This is a genomic window from Rhodococcus sp. C3V (genome assembly GCF_029269915.1).
Classification (GTDB): domain Bacteria; phylum Actinomycetota; class Actinomycetes; order Mycobacteriales; family Mycobacteriaceae; genus Rhodococcus_F; species Rhodococcus_F qingshengii.
In genome coordinates, this window is the sequence record NZ_JARJBE010000004.1 from 150177 (window position 1) to 168244 (window position 18068).

The 18068-nt window shown below is 63.2% G+C and carries 16 protein-coding genes; 7 read left to right on the forward strand and 9 right to left on the reverse strand.

Annotation, left to right across the window (positions count from 1 at the left end):
- Positions 1–8 precede the first annotated feature (8 nt).
- The 6 genes from ndk to proB all read left to right on the forward strand — a co-directional run bounded on the left by ndk (position 9) and on the right by proB (position 7899).
- Positions 9–428 carry a nucleoside-diphosphate kinase gene (gene ndk / locus P3G66_RS13025; protein ID WP_003944527.1) on the forward strand — a complete coding sequence of 140 codons (420 nt, stop codon included), beginning with the start codon at positions 9–11 and terminating at the stop codon, positions 426–428.
- A gap of 448 nt (positions 429–876) precedes the next feature.
- Positions 877–4125, forward strand: coding sequence for a translation initiation factor IF-2 N-terminal domain-containing protein (locus P3G66_RS13030; protein WP_276116696.1), 3249 nt, complete (start codon positions 877–879; stop codon positions 4123–4125).
- Between the two features lie 319 nt (positions 4126–4444).
- Positions 4445–4756, forward strand: coding sequence for a 50S ribosomal protein L21 (rplU, locus tag P3G66_RS13035; protein ID WP_003944533.1), 312 nt, complete (start codon positions 4445–4447; stop codon positions 4754–4756).
- A gap of 42 nt (positions 4757–4798) precedes the next feature.
- On the forward strand, positions 4799–5068 hold the full coding sequence (rpmA, locus tag P3G66_RS13040) for a 50S ribosomal protein L27 (protein WP_003944532.1): 270 nt from the start codon (positions 4799–4801) through the stop codon (positions 5066–5068).
- A 231-nt stretch (positions 5069–5299) separates the two neighbouring features.
- Positions 5300–6751: a GTPase ObgE gene (gene obgE, locus P3G66_RS13045; protein WP_276116697.1), complete on the forward strand. Its 1452-nt coding sequence runs from the start codon at positions 5300–5302 to the stop codon at positions 6749–6751.
- 44 nt (positions 6752–6795) lie between these two features.
- Entirely contained in the window at positions 6796–7899 is a 1104-nt protein-coding gene (gene proB / locus P3G66_RS13050) for a glutamate 5-kinase (RefSeq protein ID WP_003944552.1), read from the forward strand.
- Here proB and P3G66_RS13055 read toward each other — a convergent pair.
- Positions 7872–8729 (reverse strand): NAD-dependent protein deacetylase, encoded by an 858-nt coding sequence (locus P3G66_RS13055; protein ID WP_042450219.1) that lies wholly within the window; start codon positions 8727–8729, stop codon positions 7872–7874. The two genes, proB and P3G66_RS13055, sit on opposite strands and share 28 nt — an antisense overlap.
- 50 nt (positions 8730–8779) lie before the next feature.
- Between P3G66_RS13055 and P3G66_RS13060 the strand changes: the two genes are divergently transcribed.
- Positions 8780–9301, forward strand: a complete 522-nt coding sequence (locus P3G66_RS13060; RefSeq protein WP_346349158.1) for a VOC family protein — start codon at positions 8780–8782, stop codon at positions 9299–9301.
- A gap of 44 nt (positions 9302–9345) precedes the next feature.
- Here the strand turns inward: P3G66_RS13060 and P3G66_RS13065 are convergent, their stop codons facing one another.
- From P3G66_RS13065 to P3G66_RS13100, 8 genes are all read right to left on the reverse strand, one after another.
- Positions 9346–10278 (reverse strand): D-isomer specific 2-hydroxyacid dehydrogenase family protein, encoded by a 933-nt coding sequence (locus P3G66_RS13065; RefSeq protein WP_007731007.1) that lies wholly within the window; start codon positions 10276–10278, stop codon positions 9346–9348.
- Positions 10279–10287: 9 nt separating this feature from the next.
- The gene (locus P3G66_RS13070) at positions 10288–10686 is read right to left on the reverse strand and encodes an ectoine synthase (RefSeq protein ID WP_276116699.1); all 399 of its coding nucleotides are present in this window, start codon (positions 10684–10686) and stop codon (positions 10288–10290) included.
- 15 nt (positions 10687–10701) lie between these two features.
- A complete protein-coding gene (gene ectB, locus P3G66_RS13075; protein WP_007731008.1) occupies positions 10702–11964 on the reverse strand; it encodes a diaminobutyrate--2-oxoglutarate transaminase in 1263 nt (420 codons plus the stop codon).
- A 48-nt stretch (positions 11965–12012) separates the two neighbouring features.
- Complete coding sequence (gene ectA / locus P3G66_RS13080; protein ID WP_003944572.1) at positions 12013–12528, reverse strand: diaminobutyrate acetyltransferase; 516 nt, start codon at positions 12526–12528, stop codon at positions 12013–12015.
- 160 nt (positions 12529–12688) lie between these two features.
- Positions 12689–14788 (reverse strand): DEAD/DEAH box helicase, encoded by a 2100-nt coding sequence (locus P3G66_RS13085; RefSeq protein ID WP_030536630.1) that lies wholly within the window; start codon positions 14786–14788, stop codon positions 12689–12691.
- A gap of 39 nt (positions 14789–14827) precedes the next feature.
- Complete coding sequence (locus P3G66_RS13090) at positions 14828–15649, reverse strand: MerR family transcriptional regulator (RefSeq protein WP_007731010.1); 822 nt, start codon at positions 15647–15649, stop codon at positions 14828–14830.
- A gap of 55 nt (positions 15650–15704) precedes the next feature.
- A complete protein-coding gene (locus P3G66_RS13095; RefSeq protein WP_256519439.1) occupies positions 15705–16586 on the reverse strand; it encodes a ribokinase in 882 nt (293 codons plus the stop codon).
- Entirely contained in the window at positions 16583–18025 is a 1443-nt protein-coding gene (locus tag P3G66_RS13100; protein ID WP_276116700.1) for an MFS transporter, read from the reverse strand. The genes P3G66_RS13095 and P3G66_RS13100 overlap by 4 nt, the downstream gene beginning before the upstream one ends.
- Positions 18026–18068: the final 43 nt, after the last annotated feature.

The window sequence follows — 18068 nt, forward strand, 5'->3', positions numbered from 1 at the left end:
TGTCCGCTGTGACTGAGCGCACCCTCGTACTTATCAAGCCCGACGCCGTTGCCCGTGGATACGTAGGAGAAATCCTCAGCCGTATCGAGCGCAAAGGCCTGACAATTGCAGCACTCGACCTCCGCGTAGCTTCCGAAGAGGTGGCTGGTAGCCACTACGCAGAACACGCCGAGCGTCCGTTCTACCCGAGCTTGTTGGAGTTCATCACCTCCGGTCCGCTGGTGGCCGCAGTGCTCGAAGGCCCCCGAGCCATCGCTGCTTTCCGTCAGTTGGCCGGCGGAACCGACCCGGTCGACAAGGCTCTTCCGGGTACGATCCGCGGCGACTTCGGACTCGAAGCGCAGCAGAACCTCGTTCACGGCAGCGACTCCGTGGAGTCGGCAGAGCGTGAAATCGCTCTGTGGTTCCCCGCGCTGTCGTCCATCTGAATCTCCGATCGGGCCTCTGGCCCACATGAACGGGCCTTCGGCCCACATCTCCACAGCGAATTCTCGGCACGTATCCCACATCGGTGCGCCCTTTGCAGTTGCAGGCGCGTTGGTGTGGGATACTGCTTTCAGTTGAACCGCAATTTGTTTTACGCACGTTCAACCGGATGACACCTAGGTTCGATGCCCTTTCATCGCTGCTCCAGGTCAACAGGAAATCCCTGGACCTCTGCACGCTGGATGATCAGGCGCTCGCGCACAGGACAACGGCCATCCAGCCAGGCACTTCATGTGCTCGCAGTGAATAACGGGCATTGCGGACCATGCGGAGCGAGACCTTACAATCTCGTACTCACTTCTGAGTGCGAGTACACACAGCACGCTCCCGCGTGGCCGCGTGACAACTCGACTTCTGGGTTGGACGCGCCCGGGGGCTGAGGAGACTTACGTGGCCGATCAATCCCCAACCGAATCAGATTCCAGCACCACCCCGGAATTTCCCGACAAGATGCGCGTACACGCGCTGGCGAAGTTGCTCGGCGTCACCAGCAAGCAGGTCCTTGCCGAAGCCGCAGCGCTCGGTACCGAATTGCGCAGCGCGCAGTCGAGTCTCCACCGTGACGTCGCTCAGCGGATTCATGCCTCGTTGACTTCCGCGGCCGAGGCCATCGAGCCCGTCGTCGCCGAGCTCGACACCCTCATCGACCCGGTTGTCGAGGCGCCGGTTGCCGAGGAGCCTGCTGCAGAAGCTCCCGTGGAGGCTGCTCCTGTTGCAGAGGCTCCGGCCGAGAAGCCTGTCAGGGCTCGTCGCACTCGCAAAAAGGTCGTCGTCGAAGAACCTGCAGCAGAAGAAACAGTGGATCCGGCTGTCGCCGAGATCAGCGCTGGACTCGACGCCGCAGCTGCGCTGCAGAGCAAGGAAGCCGAGCAGTCCGATCTGTTCACTTCCTTCGAGGCACCGCAGACCCATCAGCCCGAGGTGGCTCCCGCCGCGCCGCAGGTCCCGCTGTTCCTGCAGCCGGATCTCGAAGCCGCCGAGGTAGCTCCGCGTCGCCGTCGCGCACGCCGCGAGCCTGCTGCACCGGCGGTCGTCGAAGAGAAGCAGACAACCGCGGAAGCCGAAACCGTCGTTCTCGAGGCAGCGCCGGTTGCAGTTCCTGCCGTCGAAGAGCCGGCTGTGACCGCACCGCAAACCGAGGGCGAGAGCGCCGAGTCCGAGGACGAGGACGACGATCAGCCGCGTCGCCGTCGTCGTGGACGCCGTGGACGTGGACGTGGTCGCGGTGAACAGGGTGGCGAGCAGGGTTCGGACGAAGAGTCGGATACCGCTACCGAATCGGAGCAGGAATCTGCCCCTGCGGCAGTCGAGAAGCAAACCGACGACGCTGCCGGCGAAGAATCCGGTGATAAGTCCGAGTCCACCGCTGATGCGGATTCCGAGAATGCCGACGATTCCGATCTCGATGCCGACGGATCGAGCCGCCGTCGCCGCCGTCGTCGTCGTCGCAAGACCGGCACCGACGGCGCCACCGACGCGACTGCGACGTCCGAGGACGATCCGCCGAACACCGTCGTTCACGAGCGCGAACCTCGCAACAAGACCCGCGTCAAGGACGAGGTCCAGGGCATCAGTGGTTCGACACGTCTGGAAGCGAAGCGTCAGCGTCGCCGCGACGGTCGTGACGCCGGCCGACGTCGCCCACCGATCCTGACCGAGTCGGAGTTCCTCGCGCGTCGTGAGGCCGTCGATCGCGTCATGGTTGTGCGCGATCGGGCAGACAGCGGTCAGCCGCATGCGACTACACAGGTAGCAGTCCTCGAAGACGGAGTGCTGGTCGAGCACTTCGTCACCAACTCGGCGTCGGCGTCGATGGTCGGCAACGTGTACCTCGGACGTGTCCAGAACGTGCTCCCCAGCATGGAAGCTGCGTTCATCGACATCGGACGTGGCCGCAACGGTGTTCTCTACGCCGGTGAGGTCAACTGGGAGGCTGCCGGTCTCGGTGGCAACTCGCGCAAGATCGAGCAGGCTCTCAAGCCTGGCGATCAGGTGCTCGTTCAGGTCAGCAAGGATCCGGTCGGCCACAAGGGTGCTCGACTGACGACACAGATTTCGCTTGCCGGTCGTTTCCTCGTCTACGTGCCCGGTGGTACGTCCACGGGTATCAGCCGCAAGCTTCCGGACACCGAGCGCAAGCGTCTCAAGGAAATCTTGCGCGACATCGTGCCCGCCGACGCGGGCGTGATCATTCGCACGGCGTCCGAGGGCGTCAGCGAAGAAGAGTTGGCGCGCGACGTGACTCGTCTGCAGGCTCAGTGGGCCGGCATCGAGGAGCAGGCTGCGGCTGCGGACACCGGTAAGTCCGGCAACCCGCAGGCGCTGTACGAAGAGCCTGACATGCTGGTCAAGGTCATTCGTGATCTGTTCAACGAGGACTTCTCCAAGCTGGTCATCGAGGGCGAGAAGGCGCACACGACGGTCGAGAACTACATCAACTCCGTTGCGCCCGACCTGCTTCCGCGGCTCGAGAAGTACACGCCGAACAACGGTATCGACGTCTTCGCGGCTCGCCGTATCGACGAGCAGTTGGCCAAGGCACTCGATCGCAAGGTGTGGCTGCCGTCCGGCGGCACCCTGGTGATCGACCGCACCGAGGCCATGACCGTCGTCGACGTCAACACCGGCAAGTTCACCGGAGCCGGCGGAAACCTCGAAGAGACCGTCACCCGTAACAACCTCGAAGCGGCCGAGGAGATCGTTCGCCAGATGCGCCTGCGGGACATCGGCGGAATGATCGTCGTCGACTTCATCGACATGGTTCTCGAATCGAACCGGGACCTGGTCCTGCGTCGGCTCACCGAATGCCTGGGTCGCGATCGCACGCGCCATCAGGTGTCGGAGGTCACGTCACTCGGGCTCGTGCAGATGACGCGCAAGAAGTTGGGCACCGGATTGGTCGAGGCCTTCTCGACCACCTGTGAGCACTGCCACGGCCGCGGCATCATCGTCCATTCCGAGCCCGTCGAGGTGAAGTCCTCGGACGACGGAGGATCGCGTTCGGGCTCGCAGCGCAGTGATTCCGGTACCTCGCGCAAGAACAAGCGTGGCCGCGGAGACAAGTCGGCTTCGACCGAGTCCAACGGACAGGAAGCTCCGGCGCCGGAGGTTCCGGCCGTCGACGCGACGGTCAAGCGGGCTCATCCGGTGGCATTGGCGATGGCCTCGCATCACCACGACGACGACGAGACCGTCGCGGCCGACTCGACCGAGTCTGATTCCGCCGGTGTGTCTTCGGGGGACGATGCATCCAAAAGTGCCGATCGGCAACAAGATCGGCCGATCGATACTCCTGCTGCTGCTGAGCACCATGACGTTCCTGTTGTGGACTCTGCTGCGGAAGAAGTATCCGCAGTGGACAACGAGTCGGCCGCAGCTTCGACCGAAGCAGCTCCGCGCGGTCGTCGGCGTAGTCGCCGGGCGTCGCGGGCAGCGTCGGCACCGGTTGCCGAGGCAGCTCCCGAGGTGGGCACGGTCTTCGTGATTCCGACTCCGGAACCCGTGGTGGACGCGGTCGCGGAAAACGTTCCGGCTCCGGCCACCGAAGTTCCGGCCGAGGAAGAAGTTGTCGTCGTCAAGAGACCCCGTCGCAGGCGTGCAGCAGCACGTCCCGCAGGGCCTCCGGTAGACGGAGAGTAAGAACTACTGGCTTTCGGTCGGTTGGATGACTTCGCGATGAGCGAGGACATCCAACCGTTATCCGAAGTTTCAGCTGGTAGAAGCAGTACAGAGTAGTGAGCACCACCCCTCGGCGGGGCGGTTTGACCCTGACGGTTGCTTTCCCGTAACCTTGGAGGGTCGCCACCCGGCGGTAGAGATTCCGTGTGCCTAGAGTGTGCGTGAATGTCCCGGTACGTCAGTGCCGAGCCGAGGTGACATAAACCAGACCAGTCGCGATGCATTTGAAGCCTCAGGCAGCAGCGCGAGCAAGTTCGAAGAAGCAAGGGGTAGCCCTCCGATGGCAACGTACGCGATCGTCAAGACCGGCGGAAAGCAGTACAAGGTCGCTGTTGGTGACCTCGTCAAGGTCGAGAAGATCGAGGGTGAGCCCGGCACTGCTGTCTCGCTTGCTCCCGTTCTCGTGGTCGACGGATCCGACCTGACCACCGACGCGGCCAAGCTGGCCAAGGTCGCAGTCACCAGTGAGATCGTCGAGCACACCAAGGGCCCGAAGATCCGCATCCACAAGTTCAAGAACAAGACCGGTTACCACAAGCGTCAGGGCCACAGGCAGCCGATCACGGTGCTCAAGGTCACGGGCATCAAGTAACCAGTTCTTTCTAGCTAATTTCACCCGAGGAGGGTCAATAGCATGGCACATAAGAAGGGTGCATCCAGCTCCCGTAACGGTCGCGATTCAAACGCCCAGCGCCTCGGCGTGAAGCGCTTCGGCGGCCAGTCGGTCAGCGCAGGCGAAATCCTGGTTCGCCAGCGCGGCACGCACTTCCACCCCGGCGTCAACGTCGGCCGTGGCGGCGACGACACCCTGTTCGCTCTCGCTGCCGGTGCAGTCGAGTTCGGCCAGAAGCGTGGACGCAAGACCGTGAACATCGTTCCGGCCGTCGTTGCGGCTGAGGTCTAGTCTTTCTCGCTAGTTGTGCGTCATCGGTTCTACTTCGGTAAGCCGGTTCTGCTTTCGGTAAGAGAGTGACGCGTTCCAAGCTCCCGATAGGGGCGGACCAGGGTTGAAATAACCCGGTCCGCCCCTATCGTTTGTTTAAGCAGTACCCGTTTTGCCCCGAGCAACCCTGCTCACCAGAAGTTCAGCTCATCGCGTGAGACCCGCAATTGACTGAGGAAGGATCCGGCAGTCATGTCCCGATTCATTGACCGTGTTGTGCTGCACGTCAGCGCTGGAAAAGGCGGCAATGGTTGCGCCTCCGTACACCGCGAGAAGTTCAAACCGCTCGGCGGTCCGGACGGTGCCAACGGAGGTCGCGGTGGCGACGTCATCCTCGTGGTCGACGAGAACATCCACACCCTCCTCGACTTTCACTTCCATCCCAACGCGAAGGCGACCAACGGCAAGCAGGGCGCCGGCAGTAACCGCGAGGGTGCAAACGGTGAAGACCTCATCCTCAAGGTTCCGGATGGAACTGTGGTTCTCGATACCGACGGCAACGTGCTTGCCGACCTCGTGGGAGTCGGTTCACGCTTCGACGCCGCTCAGGGCGGCCGCGGCGGACTCGGCAACGCAGCACTCGCCTCGAAAGCCCGCAAAGCTCCCGGTTTCGCACTCCTCGGTGAGGACGGTGTCGAGCGTGACCTGGTTCTCGAACTCAAGTCGGTAGCCGACGTCGGTCTGCTCGGATTCCCCTCCGCCGGTAAGTCCTCGCTTGTGTCCGTTCTCTCTGCGGCCAAGCCGAAGATCGCCGACTACCCCTTCACAACTCTGGTCCCCAACCTCGGCGTCGTCTCGAGCGGTGACACCACCTTCACCGTCGCCGACGTGCCCGGGCTGATCCCCGGTGCAAGCGAAGGCCGCGGTTTGGGCCTGGACTTCCTGCGCCACATCGAACGCTGCGCCGTATTGGCGCACGTGATCGACTGCGCCACCCTCGATCCGGGACGTGACCCGATCTCCGACATCGACGCCCTGGAAGCAGAGCTGGCCGCGTACACGCCCGCGCTCTCCGGCGACTCGGGACTCGGTGACCTCGACAAGCGCCCGCGCGTCGTCATCCTCAACAAGACCGACGTTCCCGAGGCCGCCGAATTGGCCGAAATGGTCACGCCTGAGATCGAAGCTCGCGGATGGCCGGTCTTCACCATCTCGGCGGTGAGCCGAGAAGGATTGCGACCGTTGACATTCGCGCTGGCGAAGATGGTCCGCGACTACCGCGAAGCTCATCCGAAGCCCGAGCCGAAGCGCCAGGTCATTCGCCCGGTCAAGGTCAAGGATTCCAGCTTCACCATCGAGAAGGATCCCGATATTCCCGGTGGGTTCGTCGTCCGAGGCACCCGCCCGGAGCGGTGGATTCGTCAGACCGCCTTCGACAACGACGAGGCCGTTGGTTACCTCGCCGACCGTCTTGCTCGATTGGGCGTCGAGGACGCATTGGTCAAGAAGGGCGCTCAGCCAGGAGCTTCCGTCACCATCGGCGACGTCAGCTTCGAGTGGGAGCCGATGACGCCGGCCGGTATCGATCTGACCCGCACGGGCCGTGGAACCGACCCGCGTCTCGATCAGGTGGAGCGCATCGGCGCCGACGAGCGCAAGCACGCGCGTCGTGTCCGCCGCGGCTTGCTCGACGAAGACGTCTGACCCACGCGATTTCAGGACGAAAACCGAAGAGAGGGAACGGGACTGTGCTCGGGTCCACCAGGGAGTCGATAGCGTCGGCTCACAGTATCGTCGTGAAGATCGGGTCGTCTGCGCTCACCAGTCTGGTGGCGGGACTCGATACTCACCGACTCGATCTGTTGGCCGATGCCATCGAGGCTCGCATGCGTGCGGGTTCCGATGTCGTCGTTGTCTCGTCCGGTGCCGTCGGCGCCGGACTGGCGCCGCTGGGACTGACCAAGCGACCGCGGGATCTCGCGACCAAGCAGGCTGCGGCCAGCGTCGGTCAGTTGGCTCTGGCTCACGCCTGGGGTACGTCGTTCGCCCGTTACGGCCGTACCGTCGGGCAGGTTCTACTCACGGCTGACGACATCGCTCGACGGACGCAGCACCGCAACGCCCAACGGACACTCGATCGTCTACGGGCATTGCACGCGGTGGCGATCGTGAACGAGAACGACACCGTTGCCACCACCGAACTTCGATTCGGTGACAACGATCGGCTGGCTGCTCTGGTTGCTCATCTGGTCGGCGCCGACGCGTTGATCCTGTTGTCGGATGTGGACGGACTGTACGACGGGGATCCCCGAAAGGGCGATGCCACACTGATTCCCGAGGTCAACAGTCCCGAGGATCTCGACGGTGTGGTTGCCGGTTCGGGTGGCGCCCTCGGTACCGGAGGCATGGCGTCGAAGCTCTCAGCAGCACGCCTGGCCGCTGATTCCGGCGTGCCGGTTCTGCTCGCGGCAGCATCGGACGCTGCGCAGGCACTCAGTGGTGCCGATGTCGGAACGGCATTTGCGCCGCGGCCGACGCGATTGTCGGCACGCCGATTCTGGGTTCGTCACGCCGCTGACACATCGGGTGACCTCCACCTCGACGAAGGCGCCGTCCGCGCGGTCGTGTCCAAGCGTCGAAGCCTTCTGTCCGCTGGCATCGTCGGTGTATCCGGTGACTTCCACGCCGGCGACGTAGTGTCCCTGATGGGGCCGGGGGAGAAGCCCGTCGCCCGGGGTGTCGTTGCGTTCGACGCTGCGGAGATCGAGGAGATCCTGGGGCGCTCCACCACCGATCTGCCGGCCGACATGCAGCGTCCTGTGGTTCACGCGGACGACTTGGTGGCGCTGTAGCTTTCGTGCTCGACGAGGGCGGAAAGTGCTTCAGCGCAACCGACTTCGAGCTTGAGGTCGGCGAATTCGTCGCCGCGAGTCGTGCCTCGATTGACGATGGCGATCGGCTTCCCGGTCTTGGCGGCATGCCGGACGAAACGTAGGCCGGACATCACGGTCAACGACGACCCGGCTACCAACAGTGCGTCGGATTGGTCGACAAGGCTGTATGCACGGGCGACGCGTTCCTTGGGGACGGATTCGCCGAAGTAGACGATGTCCGGTTTGAGTAAGCCACCGCACACGGCGCAATCCACGACGCGAAAGTGTGCGGTGGATTCGATCACGGCATCTGCGTCGGGTGCGATTTCGACTCCTGTTGCAGCAGCGACTGTTTCGGCGAATCCGGGATTGGCTTCTTCCAGCCTCTCCGCGAGAGTGGTGCGGGAGATCAGCCGCTGGCAGCTCAGGCATCGAACCTGCGCGTAGGTGCCGTGGAGGTCGATGACGTTTCGCGCGCCGGCCTTGGTGTGCAGGAGGTCGACGTTCTGGGTGATCACGCCGACGGCTCGCCCTGTTCGTTCCAGTGCCGCGACGGCCCGGTGGCCCTGGTTGGGGCGGGAGCTGTCCATGTATCGCCAGCCGATGTGGTTGCGCGCCCAGTAGTGCCGCCGAAACGCCGGATCGCCGATGAACTGTTGGAACGTCATCGGATTGCGCGGGGGTGAATCAGGTCCGCGGTAGTCCGGGATTCCGGAGTCGGTGGAGATGCCGGCGCCCGTCAGAACTGCCAGGCGACGGCCGGCCAGGAGCTCGGGGAGGGCGTCGAGGCGGCTGTTGTCGGTAGGCACCGTTCCAGGATAGGCGCGTGTGCGAGACGGAGGCGCGGAGGAAGTCCGAAATGTTCAATAGAACACGTGTGCGATCGCCAATACTCGTACACATGAACACAGTGAACCCGATCCCTGCTGGTTACCGCACGATCACTCCCTACCTTGCGGTGCCGGACGGCCATGCCGCACTCGACTACTACAAACGAGCACTTGGAGCTGAGATAGTCGATGCGATGAACGCACCTGACGGCTCCCTCATGCATGCGGAGATCCGGATCGGCGATTCGATGCTGCAGCTTTCGCAGGAGATGCCGGACTTCGGTCTCAAATCACCGCAGGACGGCTGGGTGCATTCGTCGATCGTCGTCTACACCGAGGACACGGACGAGTTTGTCGCTCGGGCAGTCGCCGAGGGAGGCATGCTGGTCACGGCTGTGGCCGATACATTTTCGGGCGACCGGCATGGAGTGTTTCTCGATCCGTTCGGCCACAGGTGGGCAGTATGCACGAAGGTCGAGGATGTACCTGCCGAAGAGGTCGCTCGCCGGGCGCGGGCGCTTTTCTTTCCGGAGACGCAGTCGTCACAGTAATTTGTGGCAACCGTCGTCCGAGCATTCGAGCTTCGGCGGCGTGCTCAGTATCCGGCTACGGGGTCCACGAGGGCAGCCAGCGCCTCACCCTTCGCGAAGCGGGTCACGTTCTTGGAGACGTGATCCGCGAACGCGGCGGGGCGAACGCCTGGCGGATTGGAATCGTGGGGTGTGATGATCGCATTCGTCAGATCCCACAGTGGGTGACCGTCCGGGAGGGGTTCGGGATCGGTGACGTCGAGACCGGCGCCGCCGATCTGTTCCGACTCGATGGCCTCGACCAGTGCGTCGGTGTCGACCAGTGATCCTCGCGCGACATTGATCACCCAGGAATGGGGTTGCATCGCCGCCAACTGCGCACGACCCACGAGGTGACGGGTGGCCGGGGTGGCGGGCGCAGCAATCACGAAGTGATCTGCGCGAGAATAGATTTCATCCATTCTGGATGCGGGGTACGTGGAGATCGCCCCGGGGACCGGGCTACCGGAACGATTGACTGCGATGCTGTCCGCCCCCTGCGCGGCCAGCATCGGAATCAGCGCGCGGCCGATACCGCCTGCGCCGATGATCGCAACCGTCGAGCCACGGAGGGTGCCGATCTTGGGAAAGAACTCGAACTGACGCCACGTTCGAGCCTCGATGTGTGCAGGCAAGTGACGAACTCCGGCCAAGAGAAGCATGAGTGCATGCTCGGCCACCGACGCCGAAAATGCACCGGCCGCCGAGGTCCACGTGATTTCTGTGTCCTTCGGAATCACACCGGAGTCGAACCAATCCTCGATTCCCGCCGACGGAAGCTGCACCCACCTGACCGACGCCGGTAACTCCGACGGAAAGGTCTCGGGTGAGCCCGCCCAGATCAGGGCGTCCGCAGTGTCGATCGGACTGATCAGACCACCGCCCCGAAGCACCGCGCTGTCGAGCAGTGCATCGGGGACGGGGCCGATCGCTACGCGTGGAGAGGTGTCAGTCGCCATGACTAGACGCTACGCGGGGACCTCCACCAGTGGGTAGACACCGTTCTCGTCGTGCACCTCACGCCCGGTGACCGGCGGATTGAACACGCACAGCATGCGCATCTGCGTGTCCGGCTCGACGCGGTGACGCTCGTGGCCGTTGAGCAGGTACATCGACCCCGGTGCGAGATCGTATTCCTTGTTGTTGCCGAGGTCGATCAGCTTGCCGGTGCCCTCGACGAGCCAGACAGCCTCGACGTGGTTGGCGTAATGGAACTCGTTGACCGAACCCGCCTTGATGGTGGTCTCGTGGAACGAGAACCCGACGCGGTCGCCGCCGAGGACGATGCGCTTGCTGCGCCAGTTTCCGTCCTCACTCGTGATGTCGCGGTCGGTGTCGGTGATCTCGGTGGTGGTGCGAACGATCATGGGAGAGTCCTTCCTCTAGCTGCAGACCTTGAGTGTCGCCTCGGCCAGAATGGAGAGGCCGTGCTCGAGCTCGTCGTCGGTAATCGTCAGTGCGGGAAGCAGTTTCACAACCTGGTCGGAGGGTCCGGAGGTCTCGGCGAGCAATCCCTCGTCGAATGCCAACTGGCAGACCTTGCCGGCGCGCTCGGGCTGTTCGAAGACGAGGCCCTGAACCAAGCCACGCCCGCGGTGCGAGACCTCGCCGGGGAACTGATCGGAGAGGTTGGCGAAGCATTCGCTGATGCGTGCGCCCTTCTTCAACGTCGTCTTGGTGAGGGCGTCGTCGGACCAGTAGTGGTCGAGTGCCACCTTGGAGGTGACGAACGCCGGGTTGTTGCCGCGGAATGTGCCGTTGTGCTCGCCCGGTCCCCAGACGTCGAGTTCACGCTTGAACAGCGTGAGCGCCATCGGCATTCCGTAGCCGCTGATCGACTTGGACAACGTGACGATGTCGGGAACGATTCCGGCCTCTTCGAAGGAGAAGAACGGGCCGGTACGGCCGCAACCCATCTGGACGTCGTCGACGATCAACAGGATTCCGCGATCCGAGCACAGTGTTGCCAGCGCCCGAAGCCATTCGGGGCGGGCGACATTGACGCCACCTTCACCCTGCACGGTTTCGACGATCACTGCCGCGGGGCGGTTGATTCCACTGCCGGAATCATCGAGAACGCGGGAGAACCACTGGAAGTCCTCGGTGACGCCGTCGAAGTAGTTGTCGAAGGGCATCGGTGTCGTGTGCACGAGGGGGACACCGGCGCCCGCGCGCTTCATCGAGTTGCCGGTCACGGAGAGTGCACCAAGTGTCATTCCGTGAAATGCGTTGGTGAAGTTGATGACTGCCGAACGTCCGGTGACCTTGCGGGCCAGCTTCAGTGCAGCCTCGACGGTGTTCGATCCGGTCGGGCCGGGGAACTGGACCTTGTAGTCCAGGCCGCGTGGCTCGAGGATGTTGCGCTGAAAGGTCTCGAGGAATTCGCGTTTGGCGACTGTCGACATGTCGAGGCCGTGCGTGATGCCGTCGCTCATGATGTAGTCGACCAGTGCGGATTTGAGCACCGGGTTGTTGTGGCCGTAGTTGAGTGCGCCGGCGCCGGCGAAGAAATCGAGGTAGTCGCGCCCGTTCTCGTCACGAATCCAGGATCCGGATGCGCTGGTGAACACTGCGGGCCAGTCACGGCAGTAGCTGCGAACCTCGGACTCGAGGGTTTCGAAAATGCTTGCTTCGTTGATATTCATATCTTCTTTGTTCCTCCGGGGCATGCTGTATGCCGAGCGCGAAGTGCGCTAGGCGCCGATCGTGTAAAGATCTTCGGCTTCGTGTCCATCGGGAAAATCGTTGGGCGAGAACAACGTCTGCCTGGTTATCGGTACTTCGCGTCGACGTGCGAGCGCGGTGAAGAGTGCGATCGAAGCCTCGTTGTCGGGGCTGATCGTGGTCTCCAGATGTGTAACACCCAGTGGGGCAGTGCGATCCATCAAGTCGGACAGCATGCGGGCAGCAATTGCCTTGCCGCGCTGGTCTTCGTCGACCGCAACTTGCCACACGAACAGGGTTTCCTGCGCGCTGGGACGGGTATAACCGGAAACGAATCCGACTACGCGGCCGTCTACCTCCGCGACGATGGACGTCGCGCTGAAATCCCTGCACCACAACAGGTATGCATAACTCGAATTGAGGTCGAGCACCTTCGAATCACGTGCGATCTCCCAGAGCCGGACTCCGTCATCGATCTGTGGGCTTCTGAACAACACCGCGTCCGGCGCGGTGGTCGGGATAGCTCTCGTATCAACAGGCTTCATCGGTCATCTGAACGTAACAATCATTGCTGTCGAAGTCATGCAGATGTCCGTTTCGGGCCGTGTGGAACCCGTTGCGCCCCAGGTGAGGACATGAATGTGATGGTGCTCACATTATGTAACTTTTGCCGTTGTCGGAGCGACTATTTCGGGCAAAAACTCGCTATTTCGGGCTTGCGAGCGCCAACGGAAGTACAGAGTGAGCACCAGCCTGTCGAAGTGCGCGCGCGGCCATCGTGAAAGTCCAACCGGTATCGGCGATTGCGTCGACAAGAAGTATCGGTCCCTGGTGGATGCTCATGTCCGGGACTTCCCAAACATCGACCAGTCCGGACACGCGGTAGGCGGAGTTCGCTGCCGACACCGGAGGGTGGTCGGGGCGCAAGCGAAGAGTGCCCAGGTCGGTCAATCGCCCGACCTCGGCCAACTTGGCAGCCAGGCTCGACACCAACAAAGGATGCGTTGTGGATTCGAGGGCCATGACACCGGTGGGTCGCTCGGCCCAATTCCAGGCGGCCAGAACGCTGATACACGCGCTGACCACCGCATCGGGTACCTCGGCGTCGGGACCGTCGAAAAGCGCGCGGAGACGTTGACCCCAGCCCAGGTCCGACATCCGTCCGAGAATGCGCCCGGTTTCGGGCCCCTCGGTGATCTTCCCGGACAGCTTGACGCCCAGCTTGCTCAGGCCGGTCGGCCACATCTTGCGCGGCTCCAGGTCGAATCCGGGGCGCTGCAAGCGCGCCCGAGTCTCGTCGAGGGCGGCGGTGTCGACAGTGGTGTCGTAGCGATTGCCTGTGCAGTTGTCACAGCGACCGCACTGTGAGTTCTCCGAGGTCAGACCAGGATCGTCGAGTTGTTCACGCAGGAAGGTCATTCGACACGTCGTGATGCTCTGGTACTCGACCATTGCGGCCTGCTCGGCCTGGCGAGCGTCGTCGAGTCGGCCGTAGCGCTCGGCGTCGTACACCCAGGGTTCGCCGGTGCTGATCCACCCGCCCTTGACGCGTTTGACCGCGCCGTCGACGTCGAGGACTTTGAGGACCATCTCGAGACGCGTGCGATTGAGCTCCACCAGAGGTTCGAGTGCCGGTGTCGACGTGGCCTTTTCGGTGTCGAGGTGTTCGATCACGCTGCGGACCAGGTGCTCGCGGGGGAAGGCGACCGAGGCGAAGTAACTCCAGATCTGCTTGTCCTCGGCCCCCGGCAGGAGGATCACGTCTGCCCTGTCGGTGGAACGACCGGCGCGGCCCACCTGCTGGTAGTACGAGATCGGCGACGACGGTGCGCCGAGGTGGACGACGAACCCGAGATCAGGCTTGTCGAAGCCCATCCCGAGTGCCGAGGTGGCCACCAGAGCCTTGACGCGATTACCCAACAAGTCCTGCTCGAGAGATTCACGTTCAGTGGGATCGGTCTGGCCCGTGTAGGCGGCGACGGTATGGCCGCGCTCGGAGAGCAGGCTTGCGAGGTCGCGCGCGGCCGAAACCGTCAGCGTGTAGATGATGCCCGAACCCGGCAGCGTCTCGAGCATGTCGGCAAGCCAGGCAGCGCGCGCCGTCGCCTCCGGAATGTGGACTACAGAGAGGTGAAGCGACTCGCGTTCGAGCCCGCCGCGAAGGACGAGGGTTTCCTCACCGCCGACGCCGAGTTGGGCGGACACGTCCTCGACGACGCGGTTGTTGGCCGTCGCCGTGGTTGCGAGGACGGGAATGCCCTCGCCGAGTTCGGCGATCAAGGTCCTGATGCGGCGGTAGTCGGGACGGAAGTCGTGGCCCCAGTCGGAAACGCAGTGAGCCTCGTCGACTACGACCAGGCCGGCATCAGCTGCCAGGGCCGGGAGCACCTGATCGCGGAAGTCAGGGTTGTTCAGGCGCTCGGGGCTGACCAGAAGGACGTCGAGATCATTGGCTGCGACGCGGGCATGGATGTCGTCCCATTCGGTGACGTTGCCCGAATTGATGGTTGCGGCGCGCACTCCGGCACGTTCGGCAGAACTGACCTGGTTTCGCATCAGGGCCAACAACGGAGAGACGATGACGGTGGGGCCGTGGCCCGTTGCCCGGAGCAGCTTCGCCGAGATGAAGTAGACCGCAGATTTGCCCCAGCCGGTCCGCTGTACGACGAGCGCGCGTTTGCGCTGCACCACCAGCGCCTCGATGGCCGTCCACTGGTCCTCGCGTAGGCGGGCATCCGGCCCCGCGAGTTCGCGGAGCAGCCGCTCGGCTTCGTCGCGCATGGCTGGGGCAGTGGCGGTGGTCATGGACCCCATGGTGCACGACCCTGCCGACACGTGCGGGCTTCAGGCCTTGGCAACAGGTTCCTGCAGTTCGGTGACCCAGCCGTCGACATCCTCCGGGCACGCCAGCGTCACCTCACGGCTGGGGCCGGCATTGCGGTATCCCGCTGCGTCGATCCATTGGGCCAACGCCTGATAAGCGGGCAGGCAGTTGTCCATCGAACCCTTGTGCAGCAGCGAGGCCACGTGCTCTTCGGCCCGCAGGTCCACCACAGCGAACTCGTAGTCGCCATCGGGATTCGCGTCTACCGGTAGCGCCGCATGGACGACGACGTTCTCGTCGTCACCGGCATCCTCGTAGTAAGCGACAGCGGGTCCGATCGCGGCGATACCGGCACGATCCAAACCGGTACAAAGGCGCTCGTACAACCCGCGAACCACCGGGCCGATCGACGACGGATCCATCGTCTTGGCGGTACCGGTCAACTCCGCGACCCGCAGCGCCGGAACTGACTTGATCACAACCTCGTATGCGGACATCTGTCCCTCACTTTCGATGATCCGTAGGCGCGCCTGTACATGTGCCAGTCGCGCGGTGTCTTCCTGGATTCGGGTTTCGAGTTCTGCTCGGCGAAGCGTGAGCATCCCGCGGATCTCGTCGACGGTGACCGCTGACTCCACCACTTGCTGGACCTGGGCCAGAGTCAGGCCCAACTCCTTGAGAGCGACGATGCGGTTGAGCAGCGCCAACTGGCCCGCGGTGTACGAGCGATACCCGGTGGATGCGTCGACCCTCGCGGGTCTGAGCAGACCGATGGCGTCGTAGTGGCGGAGCATGCGCACCGACACACGACCTGCTCTCGCGAAGTCTCCGATACTCAACATCCTTGCTCGCCCCGTTTCTCTCTCTCACAAACCCGATACCTACAGGTTTACGACCTCACACGGTGTCAGAGTCAAGCTGTCGGTTCAGGACTTTTTCGATCGCAGCGCGAGTGGGTGACGACACCGACGCGCCGCGGACCGTCGTCGCCAGACTTCCCGCCGTGGCAGCGAACTGCAGGGCGCGGTCCTGGCCCTGCACCCACTCCACGGCGAAGGCGCCGGTGAAAGCATCGCCTGCGCCAGTTGTATCCACGGGTGTCACGGCCGGGGAGTCGGCGTGGATTGTCTCCTCGCCCGACCGGAGATCCGCGCCGCCGGCCCCGAGCGTCGTGACGAGGTATCGGACGCGACCGGTGACCGCGGCCAACTGCTCCGACTCGGTCTGGTTGACGATCAGGATGTCGACAGACTCGATCAGGGCGCCCGGAAGGTCTTGTACCGGCGAAGGATTGAGGATGACAGTTGTTCCGTTGGCACGCGCGTGCCGGGCCGCTGCGGTGACCGTGTCGAGGGGTATTTCGAGTTGGCACAGTAGAACGTCGGCGTGTGCGATCGCGTCGAGGTCTGCTTCTGACAACGAGGTGACCGAGGAATTGGCGCCCGGGACGACGATGATGTTGTTCTCCGCGTCCGCGCTCACGGTGATGGCGGCAACGCCACTCGGGCCGTCGACACTACGAAGCAACGCGGTGTCGACCCCGGCGTCTTGCAGGGTCTCGCGCAATTGGGTGCCGAAACCGTCGTCGCCGACCGCGCCGACGAACGACACGTCCCCACCGGCTTTCGCGGCGGCGATGGCCTGGTTGCTGCCTTTGCCTCCCGCCGCGGTGGCAAAGGCAGTGCCGAGTAGCGTTTCTCCCGGAGCGGGGAATCTGGACACTGACGTGGTCAGATCCATGTTGATACTGCCGACGACGACGATTCGAGGCGTGCTCATACCTCGAGGTTATCGGCCTTCATTCTCTTTCGACGAACCTTGCGGATGATCCGACGTGCTTCCTCGTCGGTGGCGACGGAGGGCGGAGAGCCGTCGAGTGGCTTGCGTGCGGTCTCGGGGATCATCAGGACTGCGATACCGCCGATCACGGCGGCGATCATCATGTACATCGGTGCGACCAAGTTGCTGCCCGTTGCACTTTCGAGGGCGGTGAGCACCAGGGGAGTGGTCCCGCCGAAGATGGAGACCGCGAGGTTGTATCCGATTGCCAAGCCGCCGTACCTGATTCCGGTCGGAAAGAGTGCGGGAAGCACGGACGGGAACACTCCGACGAACAGCAGGAGCAAGCCGCCGAGAATTGCGAGTCCCAGGAAGACCGTCACGTAGTTGCCGACGCCGACCAGAAGGTAGGCAGGCAGGGACAGGACGAAGAATCCGATGAAACCGCTGAGCAGCAAGGGTTTACGCCCGACGCGGTCCGAGAACTTTCCGACGTAGCTGATTCCCATCATCATCACGATCATGACGATGATCATCAGAACGAGTCCGTGGGATTCGTCGTAACCCAACGTGTTGGTCAGATACGTCGGCATGTAGCTGAGCAGTCCGTAGTGAGCGATGTTGTACGTGGCCACCAGGACGATGCACAGAACAAGCGGACGCCAGTTGTCGACGAGAGTTTCGCGTAGTTTCTTGCCTGTGGATTCATCTGCGAGGGAGCGCTCTTCGGCCTGCTCCATCATCTGGAATGCGGGAGTTTCCTCCAAACGCAGACGGAGGTACAGGCCGATGAGACCCAGAGGTCCGGCAATGAGGAAGGGGATGCGCCAGCCCCACTGGAGTAGGTCCTCGGCACTGACGACGGTCTGGATGATCGTCACGATGCCCGCTGCCGCCACATATCCTGCCAGAGTCCCGAATTCGAGGAAGCTGGCGAAGAAACCGCGGCGCTTGTCCGGTGCGTATTCGGCGACGAACGTACTGGCTCCGCCGTATTCGCCGCCGGTGGAAAAGCCCTGCAGTAGGCGTAGGAGTACCAGCAGGATCGGGGCGGCGATACCGATGGATTCGTAGCTCGGGATGAGGCCGATGGCGAAGGTGCTGCCCGCCATCAGAATGATGGTGGTGGCCAGGACTTTCTTGCGTCCGATGCGGTCACCGAGTGGACCGAAGAACAATCCGCCGAGTGGGCGGACGATGAAGGCTGCCGCGAAAATTGCAAAGGTAGAGAGGAGTTGAGCGCTGCCGCTCGCGTCCGGGAAGAACACTTTTCCTATAGTGGTAGCTAGATATGCGTAAACGCCGAAATCGAACCACTCCATGGCATTTCCGAGCATCGTTGCCTTGACAGCGCGCTTGACGGACGCATTGTCGGTGACGCAGACATCGGGTGATTCGGCCACTTCGAGAGCGCTGATCGAGTTCTCTGGTGTAGTCATGACATGCGCTCCCCAGCGCAATCATCGAACCGAGCGGGGCACG

Bases quoted from the DNA above. Each gene is read 5' to 3' on its own strand.
- rplU (WP_003944533.1), top strand. From the start codon at position 4,445: ATGGCAACGTACGCGATCGTCAAGACCGGCGGAAAGCAGTACAAGGTC.
- rpmA (WP_003944532.1), top strand. From the start codon at position 4,799: ATGGCACATAAGAAGGGTGCATCCAGCTCCCGTAACGGTCGCGATTCA.
- obgE (WP_276116697.1), top strand. From the start codon at position 5,300: ATGTCCCGATTCATTGACCGTGTTGTGCTGCACGTCAGCGCTGGAAAA.
- P3G66_RS13060 (WP_346349158.1), top strand. From the start codon at position 8,780: ATGTTCAATAGAACACGTGTGCGATCGCCAATACTCGTACACATGAAC.
- P3G66_RS13065 (WP_007731007.1), bottom strand. From the start codon at position 10,278: ATGGCGACTGACACCTCTCCACGCGTAGCGATCGGCCCCGTCCCCGAT.
- P3G66_RS13070 (WP_276116699.1), bottom strand. From the start codon at position 10,686: ATGATCGTTCGCACCACCACCGAGATCACCGACACCGACCGCGACATC.
- ectB (WP_007731008.1), bottom strand. From the start codon at position 11,964: ATGAATATCAACGAAGCAAGCATTTTCGAAACCCTCGAGTCCGAGGTT.
- ectA (WP_003944572.1), bottom strand. From the start codon at position 12,528: ATGAAGCCTGTTGATACGAGAGCTATCCCGACCACCGCGCCGGACGCG.
- P3G66_RS13085 (WP_030536630.1), bottom strand. From the start codon at position 14,788: ATGACCACCGCCACTGCCCCAGCCATGCGCGACGAAGCCGAGCGGCTG.
- P3G66_RS13090 (WP_007731010.1), bottom strand. From the start codon at position 15,649: ATGTTGAGTATCGGAGACTTCGCGAGAGCAGGTCGTGTGTCGGTGCGC.
- P3G66_RS13095 (WP_256519439.1), bottom strand. From the start codon at position 16,586: ATGAGCACGCCTCGAATCGTCGTCGTCGGCAGTATCAACATGGATCTG.
- P3G66_RS13100 (WP_276116700.1), bottom strand. From the start codon at position 18,025: ATGACTACACCAGAGAACTCGATCAGCGCTCTCGAAGTGGCCGAATCA.